This is a genomic window from Mycobacterium paraterrae (assembly GCF_022430545.2).
Taxonomy (GTDB): Bacteria; Actinomycetota; Actinomycetes; order Mycobacteriales; family Mycobacteriaceae; genus Mycobacterium; species Mycobacterium paraterrae.
Genome location: NZ_CP092488.2, coordinates 2,199,544 through 2,220,450, shown reverse-complemented (window position 1 = coordinate 2,220,450; position 20,907 = coordinate 2,199,544). Strand labels below are relative to the sequence as shown.

At 67.4% G+C, this 20,907-nt stretch carries 21 protein-coding genes; 14 read left to right on the top strand and 7 right to left on the bottom strand.

The window, feature by feature from the left end; all coding sequences use genetic code 11:
- Positions 1-38: 38 nt before the first annotated feature.
- The 3 genes from MKK62_RS10615 to MKK62_RS10605 are packed head-to-tail and all read right to left on the bottom strand — an operon-like array spanning position 39 to position 2,306.
- On the bottom strand, positions 39-773 hold the full coding sequence (locus MKK62_RS10615) for a DUF899 domain-containing protein (protein ID WP_240261115.1): 735 nt from the start codon (positions 771-773) through the stop codon (positions 39-41).
- Between the two features lie 17 nt (positions 774-790).
- Positions 791-1,543 carry an SDR family NAD(P)-dependent oxidoreductase gene (locus tag MKK62_RS10610; protein WP_240261116.1) on the bottom strand — a complete coding sequence of 251 codons (753 nt, stop codon included), beginning with the start codon at positions 1,541-1,543 and terminating at the stop codon, positions 791-793.
- 40 nt (positions 1,544-1,583) lie between these two features.
- Positions 1,584-2,306 carry an SDR family NAD(P)-dependent oxidoreductase gene (locus MKK62_RS10605; RefSeq protein WP_240261117.1) on the bottom strand — a complete coding sequence of 241 codons (723 nt, stop codon included), beginning with the start codon at positions 2,304-2,306 and terminating at the stop codon, positions 1,584-1,586.
- Positions 2,307-2,488: 182 nt separating this feature from the next.
- Here MKK62_RS10605 and MKK62_RS10600 point away from each other — a divergent pair, with 182 nt between their 5' ends.
- From MKK62_RS10600 to MKK62_RS10565, 8 genes are all read left to right on the top strand, one after another.
- On the top strand, positions 2,489-3,436 hold the full coding sequence (locus tag MKK62_RS10600) for a sigma-70 family RNA polymerase sigma factor (protein ID WP_240264214.1): 948 nt from the start codon (positions 2,489-2,491) through the stop codon (positions 3,434-3,436).
- 77 nt (positions 3,437-3,513) lie between these two features.
- Complete coding sequence (locus tag MKK62_RS10595) at positions 3,514-3,885, top strand: hemophore-related protein (RefSeq protein WP_240261118.1); 372 nt, start codon at positions 3,514-3,516, stop codon at positions 3,883-3,885.
- Complete coding sequence (locus MKK62_RS10590; protein WP_240261119.1) at positions 3,882-4,145, top strand: hypothetical protein; 264 nt, start codon at positions 3,882-3,884, stop codon at positions 4,143-4,145. Before MKK62_RS10595 ends, MKK62_RS10590 begins: the two co-directional genes overlap by 4 nt.
- A 146-nt stretch (positions 4,146-4,291) precedes the next feature.
- Positions 4,292-9,115, top strand: a complete 4,824-nt coding sequence (locus MKK62_RS10585) for a cation-translocating P-type ATPase (RefSeq protein ID WP_240261120.1) — start codon at positions 4,292-4,294, stop codon at positions 9,113-9,115.
- A 94-nt stretch (positions 9,116-9,209) separates the two neighbouring features.
- Positions 9,210-11,003: an AMP-dependent synthetase/ligase gene (locus MKK62_RS10580; RefSeq protein ID WP_240261121.1), complete on the top strand. Its 1,794-nt coding sequence runs from the start codon at positions 9,210-9,212 to the stop codon at positions 11,001-11,003.
- A complete protein-coding gene (locus MKK62_RS10575; protein ID WP_240261122.1) occupies positions 10,987-11,766 on the top strand; it encodes an esterase/lipase family protein in 780 nt (259 codons plus the stop codon). The genes MKK62_RS10580 and MKK62_RS10575 overlap by 17 nt, the downstream gene beginning before the upstream one ends.
- Before the next feature lie 96 nt (positions 11,767-11,862).
- A complete protein-coding gene (locus tag MKK62_RS10570) occupies positions 11,863-12,960 on the top strand; it encodes an acyl-CoA synthetase family protein (protein ID WP_240261123.1) in 1,098 nt (365 codons plus the stop codon).
- Between the two features lie 22 nt (positions 12,961-12,982).
- Entirely contained in the window at positions 12,983-14,320 is a 1,338-nt protein-coding gene (locus MKK62_RS10565) for an aldehyde dehydrogenase family protein (protein ID WP_240264215.1), read from the top strand.
- Here the strand turns inward: MKK62_RS10565 and MKK62_RS10560 are convergent.
- Both MKK62_RS10560 and mrf read right to left on the bottom strand, forming a co-directional pair.
- Positions 14,317-14,571, bottom strand: a complete 255-nt coding sequence (locus MKK62_RS10560) for a type B 50S ribosomal protein L31 (RefSeq protein ID WP_240261124.1) — start codon at positions 14,569-14,571, stop codon at positions 14,317-14,319. The genes MKK62_RS10565 and MKK62_RS10560 overlap by 4 nt on opposite strands.
- The gene (gene mrf / locus MKK62_RS10555; RefSeq protein ID WP_240261125.1) at positions 14,568-15,767 is read right to left on the bottom strand and encodes a ribosome hibernation factor-recruiting GTPase MRF; all 1,200 of its coding nucleotides are present in this window, start codon (positions 15,765-15,767) and stop codon (positions 14,568-14,570) included. The genes MKK62_RS10560 and mrf overlap by 4 nt, the downstream gene beginning before the upstream one ends.
- Positions 15,768-15,864: 97 nt before the next feature.
- Between mrf and rpmB the strand changes: the two genes are divergently transcribed.
- Genes rpmB through rpsR form a run of 4 tightly spaced genes read left to right on the top strand, consistent with a single transcriptional unit; the run spans position 15,865 to position 16,825 of the window.
- The gene (gene rpmB, locus MKK62_RS10550) at positions 15,865-16,101 is read left to right on the top strand and encodes a 50S ribosomal protein L28 (protein ID WP_240261126.1); all 237 of its coding nucleotides are present in this window, start codon (positions 15,865-15,867) and stop codon (positions 16,099-16,101) included.
- Positions 16,101-16,265 carry a 50S ribosomal protein L33 gene (gene rpmG, locus MKK62_RS10545; RefSeq protein WP_240261127.1) on the top strand — a complete coding sequence of 55 codons (165 nt, stop codon included), beginning with the start codon at positions 16,101-16,103 and terminating at the stop codon, positions 16,263-16,265. Before rpmB ends, rpmG begins: the two co-directional genes overlap by 1 nt.
- Positions 16,266-16,571: a 30S ribosomal protein S14 gene (gene rpsN / locus MKK62_RS10540; RefSeq protein ID WP_240261128.1), complete on the top strand. Its 306-nt coding sequence runs from the start codon at positions 16,266-16,268 to the stop codon at positions 16,569-16,571. It abuts the gene before it with no gap.
- Positions 16,571-16,825 (top strand): 30S ribosomal protein S18, encoded by a 255-nt coding sequence (gene rpsR, locus MKK62_RS10535; RefSeq protein WP_240261129.1) that lies wholly within the window; start codon positions 16,571-16,573, stop codon positions 16,823-16,825. Before rpsN ends, rpsR begins: the two co-directional genes overlap by 1 nt.
- Before the next feature lie 65 nt (positions 16,826-16,890).
- Here rpsR and MKK62_RS10530 read toward each other — a convergent pair whose 3' ends face one another.
- On the bottom strand, positions 16,891-17,652 hold the full coding sequence (locus MKK62_RS10530; RefSeq protein WP_240261130.1) for an SDR family oxidoreductase: 762 nt from the start codon (positions 17,650-17,652) through the stop codon (positions 16,891-16,893).
- A 118-nt stretch (positions 17,653-17,770) separates the two neighbouring features.
- Between MKK62_RS10530 and MKK62_RS10525 the strand changes: the two genes are divergently transcribed.
- Positions 17,771-19,132: a bifunctional lipase/adenylate cyclase LipJ gene (locus MKK62_RS10525; protein ID WP_240261131.1), complete on the top strand. Its 1,362-nt coding sequence runs from the start codon at positions 17,771-17,773 to the stop codon at positions 19,130-19,132.
- Between the two features lie 41 nt (positions 19,133-19,173).
- Positions 19,174-19,920: a class I SAM-dependent DNA methyltransferase gene (locus tag MKK62_RS10520; RefSeq protein WP_240261132.1), complete on the top strand. Its 747-nt coding sequence runs from the start codon at positions 19,174-19,176 to the stop codon at positions 19,918-19,920.
- Here MKK62_RS10520 and MKK62_RS10515 read toward each other — a convergent pair whose 3' ends face one another.
- Positions 19,921-20,811 carry an SDR family NAD(P)-dependent oxidoreductase gene (locus tag MKK62_RS10515; protein WP_240261133.1) on the bottom strand — a complete coding sequence of 297 codons (891 nt, stop codon included), beginning with the start codon at positions 20,809-20,811 and terminating at the stop codon, positions 19,921-19,923. It abuts the gene before it with no gap.
- Positions 20,812-20,907: the final 96 nt, after the last annotated feature.

The window sequence follows — 20,907 nt, the reverse complement described above, 5'->3', positions numbered from 1 at the left end:
AGCTCACGCATCACAGGGCCGTTCGGTTCACCGTCCGCTCAGAGGCGAGGCGGGCGCAGATCGTCGGGATCGTTCGGGTCGGGTTCGCCGAACCACCTCGATGGCGCGTGCTGCCCATAGGTGTCGTGCCAGTCCCACCATTCGTAGGGCGCGCTCTGCGGGTAACCCTCAGGTGAGTCTTCCCAGGTCTCCTGACGTCCGAGCGCCGTCAGGTCCAACAAGCTCCAGGTGTTGCCCAGGACCTCGTCGCCGCGGCCGTTGATGAAGTAGGTGCGGTACACCCGGTCGCGGTCATGAATGAACACGTTGGTGCCGTGCCAGTCGCGTACGCCGAAGTCCTCGTCGAAACTGTCGCTAATCGAGTACCACGGCATCCGCCAGCCCATCCGATCCTTCAATCGCTCGATGCCGGCCTGCGGGGCCCGCGAGACGAATACCAGCGTGGTGTCACGCGCGTTGAGATGAGCCAGGTTTCCGATGTGGTCGGCGATCATCGAGCAACCCCGACAGCCGTGATCGGGCCATCCGTCGACGTCGGGCCCGACGAATGCGCGGTAAACAAGTAGTTGCCGTCGACCCTGGAACAGACCCAGCAAGTCGACTTTGCCCTCTGGACCGTCGAACTCGTAGTCCTTCTCGACCAGCAGCCACGGCATTCGTCGCCGCTGCGCGGCGAGCGCGTCGTGCGCGCGCATCAGTTGCTTTTCCTGCTCGTGCAGTCGCTGATGCGCGGCGTCCCACTCCCGGACCGACACCACCGGTGGTGTGTTCATCTGTGCGCCTTCCGCTTTCAGTTAGTTGTCGCCAGGCCGGCGGCGGTGAGGAGAAATGAGCCGTGCTGGTAGCCGATTGCGAGGTCGAGAACCCAGCGGCCGACCTGTTCTGCCGTGAGCGTCGGCCCGCCGGCGTCGACGAACGTCGCGACGTCGACACCCTGCCGATCGGCATACGCTGCAACCGCTTTGGCGCCCAAGTCGGTCGCGGGAGTCAGCCGCGGCAGCACCGACACGAATCGAATGCCCAGCCCGGCCCGCTGGGATTCGATCGCGGCGTAGTCGGCGATGAACTTGACCGCGGCCTTGGCGCCCGCGTAGCCGCCGCTGAGAGGTGAGCCGTTGATCGCGGCGCCGCTCGACATCGCGATCACCGAGCTGCCAGGCGCCAGCGGACGCCGCAACGCCACCCGGCTCCAGTGGAATGCCTGTGCGACATCGACGTTCCAGTTCTGGCTGAAGCTCTCCCACGTCTGGTCCTGCAACGGACGCATGGCCGGACTCGCTCCAGCGCACAGCACCAGAGTGCGCGGCCGGTGCTCGTCGATCAGCCGTTGGGCGACTTCGGGGTCGGCCGCGTCGGCGACGACCGCGGTGAAGCGCTCACCGAGTTCGCCGATGGGTGTCCGCCCGCGAGCGACGCCGACGACGTTCGCCCCGGCGCCGGTCAACGCGGTAGCGATCGCACGTCCGAATCCGCGGCTCACGCCCGTCACGACCGCCGTCGTCCCGGCTAGTGAATCGATCTGATTTCCAATGTGATTTGCCATAGTGCTTCGATACGGCGCGCGTCCGGAATTCATCGCTTCGTTACTGCTTCGCGTTCGCGAGCAGCGCCGCGTACAGGCGCTCGAGTGTTCTCGCTGGTCCGTCGTTCCAGCTTTCAGCCAACGGCGCAGTAAACGGATCGGGAAATATGTCCTCGTCGCCTTGTTCCAGTCCGTCAAAGATGGCTCGCGCCACAGCTTCCGGGGAGCTTTTCGCTATGTCGAGGCCCCGAGTCATGTCGGTGTCGACGGGCCCGGTCAGGACGGCGTGCACGCTGACGCCCCGTCCGGCGAGAAGAGCACGCAGCGACTGCGTCAGGTTGAACGCGGCTGCTTTCGAGAGCGAGTAGGCGGGAATGAGCGGCAAGGGAGCAAGCGCGTTCACCGACAGGTTGTTGACGACGGCTCCACCGGAACGAGTCAGCAGGGGCAGGAAGGCCTCGATCATCCGGTAGGGGCCATAGAGATTGACGGCAAGATGGCGTTCGAGGACGGAAAAATCAGTGAGGTCGTCATACAGCGCCAGTCCGGCGTTGTTGATCAGCACGTCGAGCGATTCGACTTCGTCGGCTGCGCTCTGAATCTGCGTCGCGCTGGTCACATCCAAGGCCAGCGGTTCGACCCGTTCATCTGGGTGGCTCAGGGGCGCGCGGGTGCCGACGTACACGCGCGTCGCGCCTCTTCTCAAGGCTTCCTCGACCAGCGCCCGCCCAATGCCGCGATTACCACCGGTGACCAAGACCGATTTGTCGGCGACTCTCACCATGCTGACGACCTCCTTCGATTGCATGCTCGAAGATGCCGGTGCACCACGAGCGCGGCACCACGTCCGCACCGATTGAGATACGTCGCACCGGCGCGATTCATCGCTGCGCGGCCGATGAATTCCCCTGGCGCGGTGTATCTGTACTGAAGTAGGTGTTCCACAGCGACAAGAAAGAAGCGATCGTGCCCGTCCAGGAGGACTTCATCGAACAGGCGGCGCCGTTTCGCGGCGAGCTGATCGCGCACTGCTATCGCATGCTCGGTTCGGCGCACGACGCCGAGGACCTCGTCCAAGAGACCTACCTGCGCGGGTGGCGTGGCTATTCCGAATTCGAGGGGCGGGCAGCGCTACGGACGTGGCTGTACCGAATCGCCACGACCGCCTGCCTGCGCGCACTCGAGAATCGCGCCCGCCGCGTGCTACCCGCCGGGCTGGGTGCCGGCTCGGAAGATCCGGATGTCGAACTCGACGGCCCGGGCGGCCACTACCAGTGGCTGGAGCCGCTGCCGGACCTGAAGACGCCGGAGAACACGGTGGGCGTGCGTCAGAGCGTGCGGCTGGCGATCGCCACGGCGCTGCAGGAGCTGCCCGCACGCCAGCGCGCGGTCCTGATTTTGCGCGACGTCGTCCAGTTCAGTGCCGCCGAGGTCGCGGAGCTTCTGGACACCACCCCGGCGTCGGTCAACAGCGCGCTGCAACGGGCGCGCGCCCGCCTCGCCGAGGTGGCGCCGAGCGAAGACGACGCGGGCGAGCCGGACGACGCCGAGCGTCGCCAGCTCCTCGACCGCTACTGCGCGGCCTTCGAAAACGCCGACCTCGCGGCTCTCACCGAACTGCTGCAGACCGACATCCGGCTCGAAATGCCGCCGCTATCAACCTGGTTCACCGGCCGTGACGCCGTCACCCGATTCCTGGCCCGGCGCGCCTTCGCCGAAGCCGGTGACGTGGTGCTCGTTCACACCTCCGCCAACGGGCAGCCCGCCGTCGCCGAATACCGCCGCGCCGCAGACGGTGTGCTGCGGGCGCACTCCATCCACGTCCTCACTCCGGGCGCTACGGGCATCGCGCGCATGGTGGTCTTTCTCGACCCGGCGCTGTTTGCAGTGTTCGATCTGCCGCCGACACGTTGACTGGCGTTTCGACGACGGGCGGCGAGTTATCTGCTTAGCTGAAGTGCCGGGGGCCGAGCGCGCATGAAGGAGTCAGTGTGTCTCTCGCAGAATTCCTTTCGCGGCGGGCGGTGGTGAGTACCGTCGCGGTCGCGGCGCTGCTCTCCTCCGCCGGGCAAGCGGCAGCCGACCCGTCGCCCCGACCACCCAACTGCTCGGCGGCCGACGTCGCCGGGGTCGCGGCGGGAGTCGCCTCGGCGTTGACGACCTACCTCTACACACACCCCGACGTGAATGGGTTCTACACCGGGCTCCAGGACCAGCCGAAGGACCAGATCGGCGGCCAAGTGCAGGACTATTTCAGCGCCAACCCGCAAGAAGAGGCGGACCTCGAAGCGATTCGGCAGCCGATGAAAGACATCCGCGAGCGCTGCCACTGGACACCGTTGCTCGGGCAGGGCGCCGCATGAAAATCTGGATCGCCGCGGCGGTGGCGCTGACAGCCGTCGCTTCCAGCTGCGTCGTTCCGGTGACCGGTGTGGCGAACGCCGATGTGTGCGCCAGCGTCGGCAGGCGCGTCTCGGTGAGCGGATGCACGAACCTCGCCGAGCCCCCGCCGCCGGGCGACTATGCGCCGCTGCCGGGGGATTTCCCGCCTCCTCCGCCGCCGCCGAACGTGAATGTCTGCGTCGGCGTCGGCCGTCGCATCCACGTCAGCGGCTGTACCTGACGAGTTTCGTCGCTCGGCTCGACTGTGGCCTAACACGTACGCTCGTCTACTAACGGGGGATGTCAGCGTTTATCCCCATTTCGTCGTATCGCCGCTTCAGCTCAGGCGGCATCGATCGACAACGTAGACGTTGCGAAGGGTGAGTCATGAGGGTGCCAGGTGTAACCGCCTTGGTCGGCGGTGTCGCCGGTGGAGCAGTACACGCGCTCCAAGCCGGGGTGCAGGGCGTAGCCACGACTACCAATGCAGTGCAGACGCTGACCGCTCCCGTGTTCGACACGGTGACCCACTCGACCGCACGCGTGCTGGGCTCCGGCCGGCCGAACGGCAAGGAGCGCGCTTCGGCGACCGTGCGCTGGCAGAGCGGACGACGAGTGCACCTCGACCTCGACCCGTTGCTCCCGTTCCCTCGCTGGCACGAGCACGCCGCGGTCGTCGAGAGCCCGGTGCGGGCCCTGCCTGGTGTCGCGGCTGCCCACGTCGAGGGTGCACTGGGCCGCCTGGTGGTGGAATTCGCGGAAGACGCCGACACCGACGTCGTGCTGGAAACCGTCCGTGACGTGGTGAACTCCGCGGCCTCCGAGCTCTCCGCGGCCGGGCGCGAGCCGCAGACTCGCGTCGCGCCGTTCGCCGACCCCGGCAACCCGCTGGCGGTTCTGGTGCCACTGGCCGCGCTGGCCTTCGACGCGCTGGCGGTCGGTGCCGCGGTCACCGGCTGGGTCGTCAAACTGCCCGCCGCGCCGAAGACGACCAGGGCCGCGGCGGCGCTCTTGAAGGACCAGCCGCGCGTTGTCGCGGTGCTCGAGTCGCGGCTCGGGCGAGTCGGCACCGACCTGACGCTCGCGGCGGCCAGCGCGGCGGCCAACGGCATGACCCAGGCGGTCGGCACACCACTGCTGAACGTGGTGGAACGCGTTCTGCAGATCTCCGAAGCGGAGGCGCACCGGCGACGCTGGCGCGACCGGGAACCACAGCTGGCCTCCCCCAACCGTCCACAGGCACCGGTCGTCCCCGTCATCTCCTCCGCTGGCGTAGCCAAAGCTCAGTCGCCACAACATAATTGGGCGGCAGCGGCCGCCGGTGAAGCATCGCACGTCGTCGTCGACGGATCGATCGACGCGGCCATCGACACCGCGAAAGGATCAATGGCCGGGCCGGTCGAGGAATACGTCGACTCGGCAGCCAACGGTTCGCTGATCGCGGCTGCCAGCGCGCTGGTCGCCGGCGGTGGTCCCGAGGATGCCGCGGGAGCGGTGCTGGCCGGGATTCCGAAGGCCGCGCACATGGGCCGACAGTCGTTCGCCGCGGTGCTGGGTCGCGGGCTTGCCGACGACGGGCAGATGATCCTCGACCCCGGCGCCCTGCGCCGCCTCGACCGCGTGAAGGTCGTCGTCATCGACGGCGCCGCACTGCGCGGTGACCACCGGGCGGTGCTGCATGCCCGCGGCGACGTCACCGGCTGGGACGACGACCGGGTTTACGAGGTCGCCGACGCGCTGCTGCACTCGGAGCAGCCGCCGGAACCCGACCCAGACGAACTGCCGGCCAACACCGCGCGGCTGCGCTGGCTGCGCGCCGAGGGTCCGTCGGCCGCCCCCGCTCAGGGGCTCGAGCACGCCGACCTGGTCGTCGACGGCGAGACGGTCGGTCATGTGCAGGTCGGGTGGGAGGTCGACCCGTTCGCAGTGCCGCTGCTGCAGATCGCCAACCGCACCGGCGCCCGTGTCGTGCTACGTCACGTGGCCGGCACCCAGGACTTGGCCGCAAGCGTCGCCGCCAGTCACCCCAGCGGCACGCCGCTGCTGAAACTGGTCCGCGACCTGCGGGCCGACCGCGGTCCGGTGCTGCTGATCACCGCGCTGCACCGCGACTTCGCCTCCACCGACACGCTGGCCGCGCTGGCCATCGCCGATGTCGGTGTCGCGCTCGACGACCCGAAGGCCGCCACGCCGTGGAGCGCCGACATCATCACCGGTACCGACCTGGCGGCCGCCGTGCGCATCCTGTCGGCGCTGCCGGCCGCACGGCAGGCCAGCGAGTCGTCGGTGAACCTCGCCAAAGGTGGTACGACGCTGGCCGGCCTGCTGCTGGTAACCGGCAACCCGCAGGGGCCCACCAATCCGGTGGCGATCCGCCGCTGGCTCAACCCGGTCAACGCCGCCGCAGCCAGCGCATTGGTGTCGGGGGCGTTCGCGGCGACCAGGGTGCTGCGCCAGCCTGACCCCACCCCGCAACCGCTGACCGCCTGGCACGCCCTGGACCCGGAGATCGTCTACGCCCGACTGGCCGGGCGGACCCGCCCGCTGGCCATCGAGCCGGGAATGGCCGGTTGGCGACGCGTGCTGTCCGATCTCTCCGACAGCCCGATGGTCTCGCCGTTGCGCGGCCCGGCTCGCGAGGCGGGCCGGCTGCTGGCCGCGACCCGGGCCGAGCTGTCGGATCCGCTGACCCCGATCCTGGCCGTGGGCGCCGCCGCCTCGGCGATCTTGGGCAGTAACGTCGACGCGCTGTTGGTCGGCGGCGTCATGGCGGTGAACGCGCTGATCGGCGGATCGCAGCGGCTACGCGCCGAGGCGGCCGCCGCCGAGTTGTTCGCCGAGCAGGAACAGTTCGCCCGCCGCGTCGTCATCCCGACCGTGGCGACGGCGCGACGCCGACTGGAGGCAGCCCGCAGCGCTGAACGCCTGGTCACCGTCAACGCCTCGGCGCTGCGACCCGGCGACGTCATCGACTTGGCCGCGCCCGACGTGGTGCCCGCCGACGCCCGCTTGCTGGTGGCCGAGGACCTCGAGGTCGACGAGTCACTGCTGACCGGTGAATCGGTGCCGGTCGACAAGCAGGTCGATCCGGTCGCGGCTGCCGACACCGAGCGGGCCAGCATGCTGTTCGAGGGCAGCACGATCGTGGCGGGGCATGCCCGGGCGATCGTGGTGGCCACCGGTGTGGGCACCGCCGCGCACCGGGCGATCTCCGCGGTCATCGACGTCGAGTCCTCGGCCGGCGTGCAGGCCCGGCTGCGGGAGTTGACCGCCAAGGTGTTGCCGCTGACCCTGGCCGGCGGCGCCGCGGTGTCGGGTTTGGCGCTGCTGCGACGGGCCACGCTGCGGCAGGCGGTGGCCGACGGGGTCGCGATCGCGGTGGCCGCCGTGCCGGAGGGTCTGCCGTTGGTGGCGACGCTGTCGCAGCTGGCCGCCGCGCAGCGGCTGTCGACGCGCGGCGTGCTGGTCCGCGCCCCCCGGACCATCGAGGCGCTGGGCCGCGTCGACACCGTCTGCTTCGACAAGACCGGCACGCTCACTGAGAACCGCCTGCGCCTGGTGCTGTCGGTGCCGGCCGCGACCAGCCCGCAGGGGCCGTTCCCCGGGGTGGCCGACCCGGAGGCCACCCGGGTGCTGCGGGCGGCCGCGCGTGCATCCTCGCAGCCGCATGAGGCGCAGGGCCATGCGCACGCGACCGACGAGGCGATCCTCAAGGCCGCCGAATCGTATGCCGGTAGCACCGATCCCGAATGGGATCTGCTCGCCGAGGTCCCGTTCGAGTCGAGCCGCGGCTTCGCGGCCTCGATCGGCACAGTGGATGGCGACCCGAAGCAGCCCGTGCTGATGCTGAAGGGAGCCCCGGAAGTCGTCTTGCCGCGCTGCACGTTCGCCGATCCGCAGTCCGACCTCGACCATGCGGAAGCGCTGGTGCACACCCTCGCCGAGCAGGGCTTGCGGGTGCTCGCAGTGGCGAAGCGCAGCTGGGACCGCGCAACCGACGACGACGCTACCGATGCCGACACGGTCGACGTGGCGGCCCAGGGCCTCGAATTGATCGGCTACGTCGGTCTGGCGGACACCGCGCGCCCGTCCGCGCGGCCCCTGATCGAGGCCCTGGTCGACGCGGACCGCGACGTGGTGCTGATCACCGGCGACCACCCGGTGACGGCCCGCGCTATCGCCCGTCAGCTCGGTTTGCCGGCCGACGCCCGGGTGATCACCGGCGCCGAACTCAACGGCCTCGACGAGGATGCCGCCGCGAAACTCGTCGCCGACGTGCAGGTGTTCGCCCGAGTCAGCCCGGAGCAAAAGGTACAGATTGTCGCGGCGTTGCAACGCAGTGGACGGGTGACCGCGATGGTCGGTGACGGGGCCAACGATGCCGCCGCGATCCGGATGGCCGATGTGGGTATCGGGGTCAGCGGCCGCGGTTCGTCGGCCGCCCGCGGCGCCGCCGACATCGTGCTGACCGACGACGATCTGACCGTCCTGCTGGACACCCTGGTCGAGGGCCGCGGCATGTGGGCCGGCGTGCGGGACGCGGTGACGATTTTGGTCGGCGGCAACGTCGGCGAGGTGCTGTTCACCATCATCGGGACCGCTCTCGGTAACGGCCGGGCCCCGGTCGGCACCCGGCAGCTGCTGCTGGTGAACTTGCTGACCGACATGTTCCCGGCGCTGGCCGTGGCCGTCACTCCGCAATTCGAAGAGCCCGACGCCGACGAGTACGAGACCGAAGAAGAGGCCGTCGAAGCCCGGCGCGCCTATCAGCGGTCGGTGCTGACCGGACCGACGCCGTCGCTGGACGTTCCGCTGATGCGCCAGATCATCACCCGCGGTGCCGTTACCGCCGTCGGCGCCACCTCGGCCTGGGCCATCGGACGCTGGACGCCGGGCACCCAAAGGCGAACCTCGACAATGGGATTGACCGCGCTGGTCACCACTCAACTGGCCCAGACGCTGCTCACCCGCCGCCACAGCCCGCTGGTGGTGGCGACGGCGCTGGGCAGTTCGGCGGTGCTGGTCGCCATCGTGCAGACACCGGTCGTGAGCCACTTCTTCGGTTGCACCCCGCTGGGGCCGGTTGCCTGGACAGGCGTCGCCGGAGCAACCGCGGGCGCCACGGCGCTGTCGGTGCTGGCGCCCAACTTCCTGGCGAAAACCGCTGGAATGGTCCAGCCTGAACTGGCGGAGGCCACCGCCGACGCCTAGACAGGTAGCGAATTCGCGTTTTGTCCAGACAACGGTGGGCACTCCCAGCAAGATCAACACGCAGAAGTGTTGGCGACAGGTAAAGGGAAGTCCGATGGCCGAGAAAAGTGCTAACCAGGCGAACAACCTCGCGCAGCTGTTTTGGCAGCGCGTCGACAAGTCGCGAGACCGCGAGGCGTTTCGCTTCCCCGAGAACGGCGACTGGACGTCGGTCACCTGGCAGCAGGCCGCCGAGCGAGTCGAAGCGCTGGCCGCGGGCCTGCTCTCGCTCGGCATCGAGCCCGAGGACCGGGTCGGCATCGCCTCGGCCACCCGGCTGGAGTGGATCCTCGCCGACCTGGCGATCCTGTGCGCCGGCGCCGCCACGACCACGGTCTACCCGAGCACCAACGCCGAGGACACCGGGTACATCTTGGCCGACTCCGGATCCAAGGTCGTGTTCGCCGAAGACGACACCCAGCTCGACAAGCTGACCGAGCGGCGAAGCGAACTGTCCAACCTGACCAAGGTCGTCCTGATCGACGGGACCTCCGACGACGACTGGGTGATCACCCTCGACGATCTGGCCGACCAGGGCGCGAAATACCTTGCCGAGCATGCTGACTGCCTGCAGAAGGTCGCCGACGAGATCAAGCCCGAGCAGCTTGCGACGTTGATCTACACGTCGGGGACCACCGGCAAGCCGAAAGGTGTTCGGCTACCGCACAAGTCGTGGGTTTACACCGGCGACGTGATCTCCGGTATGGGCCTGCTGGACGAGAACGATCTTCAGCTGCTGTGGCTGCCGCTGGCGCACGCCTTCGGCAAGGTGCTGATCGCCACCCAGGTGGCGTGTGGTTTCGCCACCGCGATCGACGGTCGCGTCGACAAGATCGTGGAGAACTGCGGGGTCGTCAAGCCGACCTTCATGGGCGCCGCGCCGCGCATCTTCGAGAAGGCCTACAACAAGATCATCACCCAGCAAAAGGGCGCCAAGGCCGTGCTGTTCGGGTGGGCGTTCGCGGTGGGCAAAGAGGTGGCCCGCCGGCGCCGCGAAGGCAAGTTCGTCTGGCCTCATCTGGTGTTGCAGCAGAAGCTGTTCGACGGCCTGGTGTTCGCCAAGATCCGCGACGTGTTCGGCGGTCGTATCCGGTTCTTCATCTCCGGCTCCGCGCCGCTGAACCGCGACGTGGCCGAATGGTTCGAGGCAGCCGGCGTGCTGGTGCTCGAGGGTTACGGGCTCACCGAGTCGTCCGGCGCGGGCTTTATCAACCGGCCCGACAACTACAAGCTCGGCACCGTGGGCTTGCCCTTCGAGGGCACCGAAGTTCGCATCAGCGACGCCGGCGAGGTGCAGTTCCGCAGCGACTGCGTGATGGCCGGCTATCACCACCTCGACGAGGCCACCGCCGACACACTGAAGGACGGCTGGCTGTCCACCGGCGACCAAGGCAAGCTGGACGACGACGGCTTCCTGTCAATCACCGGGCGGATCAAGGAGCTGTTCAAGCTGTCCAACGGCAAATACGTCGCACCGCCGGCAATCGAGGCGAAATTCGCGACGCTGTGCCCGTATGCCAGCCAGTTCATGGTGTTCGGTGAGGGCAAGAACTTCGCCGCCGCGCTGGTCACCCTTGACGAGGACTCCATCAGCGGCTGGGCGAAAGACCATGGGCTGGAAGACAAGTCGTACGAAGAGCTCACCAAGTCCGACGCAGTGCACGACATGATCGAAGAACACGTCAAGAAGCTCAACGCGAGCCTCAACCGGTGGGAGACGATCAAGAAGTGGGCGGTGCTCGACCACGACCTCTCCGTCGACGGAGGCCAGCTGACGCCGTCACTCAAGGTGAAACGCGGTGTGGTGGCGGAGCAGAACAAGGAAACCCTGGATGGCTTCTACTCCTGAGTCGGTCGCCTCGCAGTCGACGCAGGTGCCCGACGCCGCCAACGCGGCGCCGCCGGGACACCTGCTCCGGACCCTCGAGTGGCGCACCGGTCTGGAGTACGCGTCGGCGCGCCTGGCCATGCGGCGCATTGCGAGCTGGCAGCACGGAGACGGGCACCCGGTGCTGGTGCTGCCCGGATTCCTGGCAGGCCCGCTGTCGACCGATTTTCTGCGTAATGTGTTGCGCCGCTGGGATTATCGGGTCTACGACTGGGGCCTGGGCACCAACCTGGGTTACCGCGCCAGCATGAAGGAGTCACTGCCCGCGCGCCTGCATCACATTCGGGAGCGCAACGACGGGCGTCGGGTCAGCCTTGTCGGCTGGAGCGCCGGCGGGATCTACGCCCGAGAACTGGCCCGTGGGCTTCCCGACGACGTCCGGTCGGTGATCACGCTGGGCTCACCGTTTCGCGGCAACCACGAAGCCAGCACGGCCTGGCGGGTATGGCGGTTGCTCAACCGCGGGTCCGGGGCCACCGAATCGGTCTCCCAGCGGGCTCTCGACCGGCGCGCGCGACCGCTGTCGGTACCGACGACCTGTATCTACAGCAAGTCCGACGGAATCGTGGCGTGGCAGTGCTGCACGAGTGTGCCGGCTCCGCAGACCGAAAACATCGAGGTGCGCAGCAGCCACCTGGGCTACGGACACAACGTGCAGACTTTGTCGGTGATCGCCGACCGGCTCGCCCAACCGGAAGATGGCTGGCAGCCGTACCGGCACTGACCTACCGGTTAATTGCACGCTAAAACCGTTCGCAGCGAGGCGGATTGACGGGATGGCGATTGCCCGGTCGAGCGAGACTGCGCCATGATCGACGGCATGGCCGACACCGACTTCTCGCTGCTCGACGTGCCGCGACCGCACCCGGTTGACGAGCCGGAGGCCTACCTGCGCGCCGCCGTAGCCTGGCATTTCGGCGAGCAGACCGGGAGTGTTTTCTGGCTGCGCGCGGCCCGCAGCTTCGATTTCGACCCGCTCACCGACGTCAACACCTTCGCCGATCTGCGGCTGTTCCCGAATCTGTTGAGCGAGTTGCGCACCGAGCCGGTGGCGGACCTCATTCCCCGCGGGTATGGGTCGCCCCCTCCTGTGCCGCAGATTTTCGAGTCCGGTGGAACTACCGGTGCGCCCAAACGGACTGTCCAACTGCCGGATTGGTGCGCACAGGTAGTCCAGTGGCAGACCGAGGACTTCGCCGACGGCGGATTCCTGCGCGGTCAGGACTTCCTGTGCATGATGCCGAGCGGCCCCCACGGCGTCGGCTTTTTCTCCCGGCTGGTCTCCGAACGACTCGGGTCGGTATTCCATGGGATCGACTTGGATCCGCGCTGGGTCAAGAAGCTGGTGGCCCGCAACGCCGGCAGCGAGATGGACGGTTACGTCGACCATCTCGTCGAACAGGCCGTGCACGTGCTGACCACCCAGCGGGTCGGCAACCTGCACACCACCCCGCCGCTGCTCGAGGCGATGGCCCGCAACGACGACGTCGTCAACCTGCTGAACGAGAAGATCGGTTTCATCCTGCTCAGCGGTGCGCACGTCGACGTCGACACGCTCGACTTGCTCGCCAGCATCTTCCCTGACACCACGATCACGATGGCGTTCGGCAGCACGATGATCCTGTCGCAGGCCATCACCCGTCGCGTCGACGGCAACGGGCCGTTCGTGTTCCATCCGCGCAGCCCCTACGCGACGTTCTCGGTTGTCGACCCGGATACCGGTGAGCAGGTGCCCTACGGCCAACGCGGGCAGGTGATCATGAACCATGTCAGCAAGGGCATGTTCTTGCCGAACAATCTGGAACGCGACAGCGCCATCCGGCTGCCTGGACTCGACGGGCAGATCGGCGATTCGCTCAGCGAGGTCCGCCCCGTCGCCGCCTTCGAAGGTGAGCCCGTGATCGAAGGCGTTTACTGACATGGCGGGTGATACCGGCGATCTGATTGCGATCGACGCGCTCGGGCCGGACGGCGAATACCGCACCCGCGGCCGCGAGTCAGTCATCACCACCGACGGAGTCACGATCGCGGAGCTCGCTCTCGCGCCGCCGCTGTATGTGGCGCGCGCGATCACGGCTCAGCGCAAAGCCCGCCCTCTGCCGGCCCATGAGCGCCAGGCCGCGCTGGTCAAGGCCGCCGACGTGTTCACCAACGGCGTGATCGCCGGACTCGACTTCGACGCTTATACCGTTGCGGCCAGCCGCATTTCGGGCGTGCCGATATCAGTCACCGCTGCCGCCGCGCGAAGCGTCGCCGAGGGCGTGGCGTCCGCGTTCGCGGCGCTGGAACCGGCCCGGCCGTCGGGTGCCACGCTGGAATGGCGGGACGTCCGCTCAGGTGGCGCGGTCTGGGCCCGACGGGGAAACGTTTTCGCCGTACTCGCCTCCGGTAACGGCCCGGGCGTGCACGGGCTCTGGCCGCAGGCGCTGGCGCTGGGCTACCGGGTCGCGGTGCGCCCGTCGCGGCGTGAACCGCTCACCGCGCACCGCCTCGTCCATGCGTTGCGGCACAGCGGATTTCGGGCGCACGATGCTGTCTATTTGCCCACCGACCATCGCGGCGCCGACGAAATCATCAGGTCGGCCGACCTCGCAATGGTCTACGGCGGACAGGACGTGGTTGACAAGTACGCCGGCGACGCGACGGTGTTCGTCAACGGGCCGGGTCGGGCGAAGATCCTGATCACCGCCGACCAGGATTGGCACGATTACCTCGACGTGATCGTCGATTCGATCGCCGACCTAGGCGGGTTGGCCTGCGTCAACGCCACCGCGGTGCTCTACGAAGGCGATCCTGCCCCGCTGGCCGAGGCGATCGCCGAACGCTTGTCGACGATCGATCGCGACCTCTTACCGGTCCAGACCGTCGACGCCGCAACGGGTTTGGCGAGCGGCCTCACCGCGGTGGCCGCGGGCACCAAAGCATTGCTGGGCGCCGATCAGGTCGTCGACCCGCTCGGTGACGGCTACGCGGCGCTGCGTCCCGCGGTGCATCTGCTGGGGCAGCCGGACGTCTCCAGACTGAACGTCGAGTTGCCGTTTCCATGCGTGTGGGTAGCGCCGTGGTCGCGCGCCGACGGGATTGTGCCACTGCGACATTCGCTGGTGGTCAGTGCGATCACCGGTGACGACGACCTGGTCGAGGATCTGCTGACCGAGCCGACGATCGCCAACGTCTACGGCGGGCGGCATCCGACGCATTACACCGCACCGGAAATCCCGCACGACGGTTTCCTGGCGGATTTCGTGATGCGCACCAAGGGCATGATTCGCGACTAGCGGCGGCCGTAACGCTGGTAGAACTTCTCGACCCGGCCCTCGGTGTCGAGGGTCCGCTTGGCGCCCGTCCAGAACGGGTGCGAGTCGCTGGAGACCTCGACCACCACCAGCGGGTAAGTCTGCACACCGGTCGGGGTATCCCACTCGATCGTGCGTGAGCTGGTGATCGTCGAACGGGTGAGGAACCGCGCGCCGGTGTTGGCGTCCTGGAACACCACCGGCCGATAGTCGGGATGAATGCCGGGCTTCATTCAGGTTCTCCTTTGCCTTGACGGTGAGCCGAGAATTCGCCTGCCAAATCGGGCATTTCGTAACAAGGGTCCTGATGCCAGTCACCGAACGGATCGTCGTAGCCGCTCCACGAGTCCGGTTGTGCCAGTTCGTCGTCGGTGAGTAGCGCACCCTTCAGCGCCTCGGCGATCACGGACGGGTCGGCACCGCAGGCCAGGATCGTCATCGACGTGTGCCGGTCGCCGAATCGGTGCTCCCACATCAGATCCGCGAAGGCGCGCCGGTCCGGGTCGACGTACGCGACCTCCGACGAGGTCATGGCCGCCAACCACTTTCCCGCCGACGCGACCCGCAGCCCACCGCCGGCCGACTCCAGCCACATCACCTGATCGCCGCGGTTGGCCAGCCAGAGGCGTCCGCGGGCGCGGATCACACCGTCAAGCAGTGTGTCCACCGCGGCGTGCAAACGCTCCGGATGAAACGGGCGGCGGGCGCTGAACTCGAGGATCCTGATCGCGCCCTCCGCGGCCAGCGGGGGCAAGCCGGCCAACAGCGGCGCATGCGGCTGATCGCTGCGGCCGCGGCGCGAGTCGCCCTCGAGATGCGCGAGCGCCATCTCGACGCGTTCCACGCCGACGGTGATCCTTGCGCGGGGAGCCAGTCGTCGCAGGACCGCGAGGGTGGACGGGTCCGGGTGGTTCACCACCAGCAGGTCGGCAAACTCAGCCTGACCGACCACTACCTGCGCCACCGTGCGCCCGTCCGACAGTCCATCGTCGCCCAGCGCCTGCCCCAGCCAGTCAACGGCGTCGACACAGGTCACCACCCCGGCTATGACCACGTCGCGGGCGGCCGGGCCGTCGAAGAACCCGGGCCCCACCCGGACCCGGGTGTGGTTGATCGCCCAGCAGATCGGCTCGGGCTCCAGCCACGGCGCCAGCTGCACGACGATCCGCTCGACGTCGTCGCGACGGTGCATCTTTCGCAGCAGCACCAACAGGTCGTTGCGGATCGTGCAGGCCACGCAGCCGTGCGCCAACTCCAGCGGCTCCTCGGTGATCACCAGATCGCCGTCGCGCAACCTGGCGATCGTGCGGCGCACCACCTGGCCGTCGAATCGGTGCTCGACGACGACCGTTCCCGGTCGACGCAGCAGCGCGCCCGCCGCCGCGTCGGTTCCGTCCTGACCGACGACGAGAACCACCGGTGTCCGCATGACACTCCTTCTTGAAAACGATTTTCAATAATGTGGTTCACACGCTACAGTCCCACGCAGATCTTGTCGAAAATCATTTTCATTAAGGGAGGCTCGCATGTCCGCACGCTGCCAAGTCACCGGTCGGTCGGTGGGTTTTGGCAACGCGGTGTCACATTCACATCGGCGCACCCGACGCCGCTGGACGCCGAACATCCAAACCAAGACCTACTACCTGGCTTCGGAACGCCGACGAGTCACCTTGCGGGTCAGCGCCAAAGGCATCAAGGTGATCGACCGCGACGGCATCGACGCCGTTGTCGCGCGCCTGCGTCAGGCGGGTGAGCGGATCTGATGGCGCGCAACGAGATTCGCCCGGTCGTCAAACTGCGATCCTCCGCCGGTACCGGCTACACCTACGTCACCCGCAAAAACCGGCGCAACGACCCCGACCGGCTCGTGCTCAGAAAGTACGACCCGGAGATCCGCCGCCACGTCGATTTTCGCGAGGAACGCTGAATGGCAAAGAAATCCAAGATCGTCAAGGATGAGCAGCGGCGCGAGATCGTCGCGCGCTACGCCGAGCGACGAGCCGAGCTCAAGAAAATCATTCGTTCGACACACAGCACCTTCGAGCAACGCCTGGAGGCTCAGCGTGCGCTGGCCCGCCAGCCCCGCGACGCCAGCCCGGTACGGTTGCGAAACCGCGATGCGGTGGATGGACGTCCCCGAGGACACTTGCGCAAGTTCGGACTGTCGCGGGTCCGGGTGCGCGAAATGGCCCATGGGGGCCAACTTCCGGGTATCCGTAAAGCGAGCTGGTGATGGCCGGGAAGTCGAAGCGTAATCGTCGCACCACGCTGGCCGAGGCCAAGCCGGCGAAGAAGAACGTGTTGAAAGCACTGGGCGTGGAACGGGTGGACTATAAGGACACCGCACGGTTGCGGCTGTTCATCTCCGACCGTGGCAAGATCCGGTCCCGCCGCGTCACTGGTTTGACGGTGCAAGAGCAGCGGCAGATCGCGACGGCGATCAAGAACGCTCGTGAGATGGCGCTACTGCCGCCGAAATCGACCTGAGCGCGCTAATCACTCGAACTTTCGCGCGCTGCCGTCGATCGCGGCGCAATCTAGCAACGCTGCGCCTAGTCGACGTCGCCGATCATCTTCTCGTTGAAGGCGGGGTAGAGCTCGTCGTAGGCCCCGTCTCGCTCGGCGTACCGAAAACCCTTGGCGCGCTCCACGACAATCTCGTCGGCGTCGGGTTTGGTTTGCAACAGCATCATCGTTTCGGAGATGAAGTCGTCGAGCGGCATCCCGCGCGGGTCGAATCCGCGCGCGCCTTGCAGCGCGGTCTGCACCCGCGGCGGAATGATCTCGATGACCTGAACATCGCTGTCGCGCAGCTGAAAACGAAGCGACTGGGTATAGGAGTGCAACGCCGCCTTGCTGGCGCAGTAGGTCGGTGTCAAAGCGCTCGGCATGAACGCCAACCCCGATGTCACATTGAGGATGGCCGCGCGCGGTTTGCCGAGCAACGCATGCAGCAGTGCTGCGGTGAGCCGGATCGGACCGAGCAGGTTGACGTTGATCGTCTGCTCGGCCCGGCCGGGCCCACCGGTGACCAGATTCTCGACCCACTGGATGCCGGCGTTGTTGATCAGGACGTTGACGTCCGGATGGTGGTCCTTCAACTTGATGGCGAATTGCCTGATGTTGGCGGCGTCGCCCTGGTCCAGCGGCAGGTATTGGATGCCCGGGTTGGCCCGCGCAACCTCTTCGAGCGGTCCCGTACGGCGACCGGCGATCACGACCTCGTTGCCCAGCCGATGAAACGCCTCGGCCAGGCCGCGGCCGATGCCGGTACCCCCTCCGGTGACCAGAACGGTGTTACCCGTCAACTGCATGCTGTGAGTTCCTCTCGTCGTGTCCGATTACCTGCATCTTCGCGGTAGCGCAGCCGGGAGGCGACCACTGAAGCCAAGACGGCCGAAACGTGTCGGTTTCCTGATCTAGCCTGTAGCGGTGGCGCAGTTTCCGCGGACTCGCTACGCCAGCTGCAGCGAGGTCGACATCGCCTATCAGACACTGGGCGATGGGCCGACCGACGTGCTGGTACTGCCGGGCCCGTCTATCCCGATCGACACTATCGACGCCGAGCCGTCGATGTACCGCTTTCATCGGAGGCTGGCCTCCTTCAGCCGAGTCATTCGCCTCGATCAGCGCGGGGTCGGCATGTCGTCGCGCGTATCACAGGACGTCATCGGTCCCGAATTCTGGGCCAAGGACGCCATCGCGGTGATGGATGCGATCGGGTGCGAGCGTGCAACGGTGTTTGCTCCCGGGTTCGCCTCGATGACCGGGCTGATCCTGGCCGCCGACTATCCAGAACGGGTGAGCAACCTGGTGATCGTCAACGGCGCCGCCCGGACGCTGCGCGCCGACGACTACCCGATGGGATTCGAGATCGTCGAGGATCTGTACACGACAGTGGCAATGGAACCGGACGCTGTCGACCAGGGCTTCGACATGCTCGGCTTCATTGCGCCCAGCATGGTCGACAACCACGCATTCCGGTCCTGGTGGGACATGGCTGGCAACCGCGCGGCGCCACCAAGCATGGCCCGCGCCATCATCCTGACCGTCCGGCGGTCCGACGTCCGCGACACGCTGCCCCGCATCACCGCACCGACGCTGGTCGTGCACCGGACGGATTGCGACTTCTGCCCGGTCGACAACGGCCGGTACATCGCCGAACGCATCGCCGGGGCGCAGTTCGTCGAGCTGCCGGGAGCCGACGCGCTGTACTGGGTCGGCGACACCGCGCCGATGCTCGACGAGATCGAGGAGTTCGTCACCGGCGTGCGGGGCACCTACAGCGCCGAGCGGGTGCTGACCACGATCATGTTCACCGACATCGTCGGCTCGACTCAGCGGGCCGCGCAGCTCGGCGATGCCCGGTGGCGAGACCTGCTGGACAACCACGACACGATGGTGCGCCACGAGCTGGAAAGATTCGGCGGCTTCGAAGTGAACACCGCCGGCGACGGATTCGTCGCGTCCTTCCCCAGCCCGAGTGCCGCCATCGCCTGCGCCGACTCCTTGATCGAGGCGATTCGGGTGCTCGGCATCGAGATTCGGGTGGGCATCCACGCCGGCGAGGTCGAAGTGCGCGGCGACGACGTGGCCGGCATGGCGGTGCACATCGGCGCACGGGTCGCGGCGCTGGCCGGGCCCAGCGAGGTGCTGGTGTCGTCGACGGTTCGCGACATCGTCACCGGTTCGCGCTACCGATTCGCCGACCGCGGCGACCACGACCTCAAAGGTGTGCCCGGCCAGTGGCGGCTGTGCGCGCTCGAGCGTACGCGCGCGACCGTCACCCGCTAGTTCACAGCGAGTTCCCACCTGGCGTGGCTACGCTGGTCAGCATGCCGCCGCGACTGAATTTGTTCACTAATCGCCAGCGCGCCAACTCTTTTGGCGGAGCCGCAGAAAACTATGACGCCTACCGGCCCCGCTACCCGGATCAGTTGATCGAGGACGTGCTCGCACCCCGCGCGCACCGGGTTCTCGAGGCCGGTGCCGGAACCGGAATCGCCTCCATGCAGATGATCGAGCGGGGCGCCGACCTGCTGGCCGTCGAGCCCGACGCCCGAATGGCTGACGTCGCGAAGGCCAAGGGGATTCCCGTCGAACTTGCGTCGTTCGAAGAGTGGGACCCGGCTGGCCGCACCTTCGACCTGGTGGTGTTCGCGGCGTCGTTCCACTGGGTGGACCCGGCGCTGGCCTTGCCGAAGATCCGCACCATACTCAACGACGGCGGCAAGCTGGCGCTGATCTGGAACCGGCTGCGCCCCACACATCCCAGCCGCGCCGAATTCGAGGAGATCTACCGCGACTACATGGACCTCGAAACCCGCAGCGGCGACGGGAGTCCCGGCGAGGTCGTCGACTTGATCGCCGCACACGGTTTCACGGTGACCAAGCGGGAATACCCGCACGACCTGCACTACTCCGCTCAGCATTGGGTGGACATCGCCTTCACCTTCTCCAACCAGCTGCTGGTCCCCGAGGACAAGGCGGCCGAGCTACGGGCGCGGCTGATCGAAAGGATCGGCCCCGCAGGGGTATCGGTGGGCGGCGACGCCGTGGCTATTTTTGCGACACCGATCTGACTACACCGGGAGCGTTGTCCCGGTTTCCTTTTCACCGAACTCGAACACTTTGGCCGCCGTCTCGTAGTCGGCCGCCAGCGCCGATCGGCCGACCAGCACCGGGCCGCCCTTCAGCCCGAGCCGGCCGTCGACGCCCACATAGCTGCCTGGCGGAATCGGCTCACTGATGCAGTACAGCGTCGGCGCGGCGCCTTGCTCGATGTCGTTGCCGAACCGATGTGCCAACGCCGTGACCACGCGATGGAACCCCGCCATCATCGGTTTGTCCGAAACCTGCGACAAGTTCGACGACACCCAGCCCGGGTGGGTGAGTTGGGTGCTCACCGGCGAATGCGCCTCCCGCAGCCGATGATCGAGTTCGAGCCCCCACAGCATCACCGCGAGCTTCGAGCGCGCGTAAGCCGGATACGCGGCCCACTTGTGCGAGCGCAGGTGCATGTCGTCCAGGTGCAGCGTCGCCGACCGGTGTGCATCGGACCCGACGTTGATGATCTGCGAGCGCACTCGGGGCAGCAGCAGGTTGGTCAGCGCGAATGGACCCAAAAAGTTTGTGCCGAGCGTCATTTCGAAGCCGTCGACGGTATCGGTGCGATGCTGAACGACCGCTCCGGCATTGTTGATCAAGATGTCGACGTCGCCGTCGAATTGGTCGGGAAACGCCCGTACCGATGCGAGGTCGGCAAGATCGAGCTTGGCAATGGAGGTCGTGCCACCGATCTCGGCGGCCCGCTGTGCGCCCAACTGCGGGTTGCGAACGGCTAGGATCACGTGCGCACCCGCGCGGGCCAGCAGACGGGCGGTGCCGAGTCCGACGCCGTTGGTTGCCCCGGTCACGATGATGCGTTTGCCGGCCAGGTTGCCGAGACGGCTCGGCGACCACGATGTAGTCACCCGCTGACCCTAGCGTCTGCGACCTCGTGAGGTGGTGGCGATCGACAGCTCGGCGTGGGCTGCGCACGAACGCAGGACCCCTGCAGATTGCGGTAA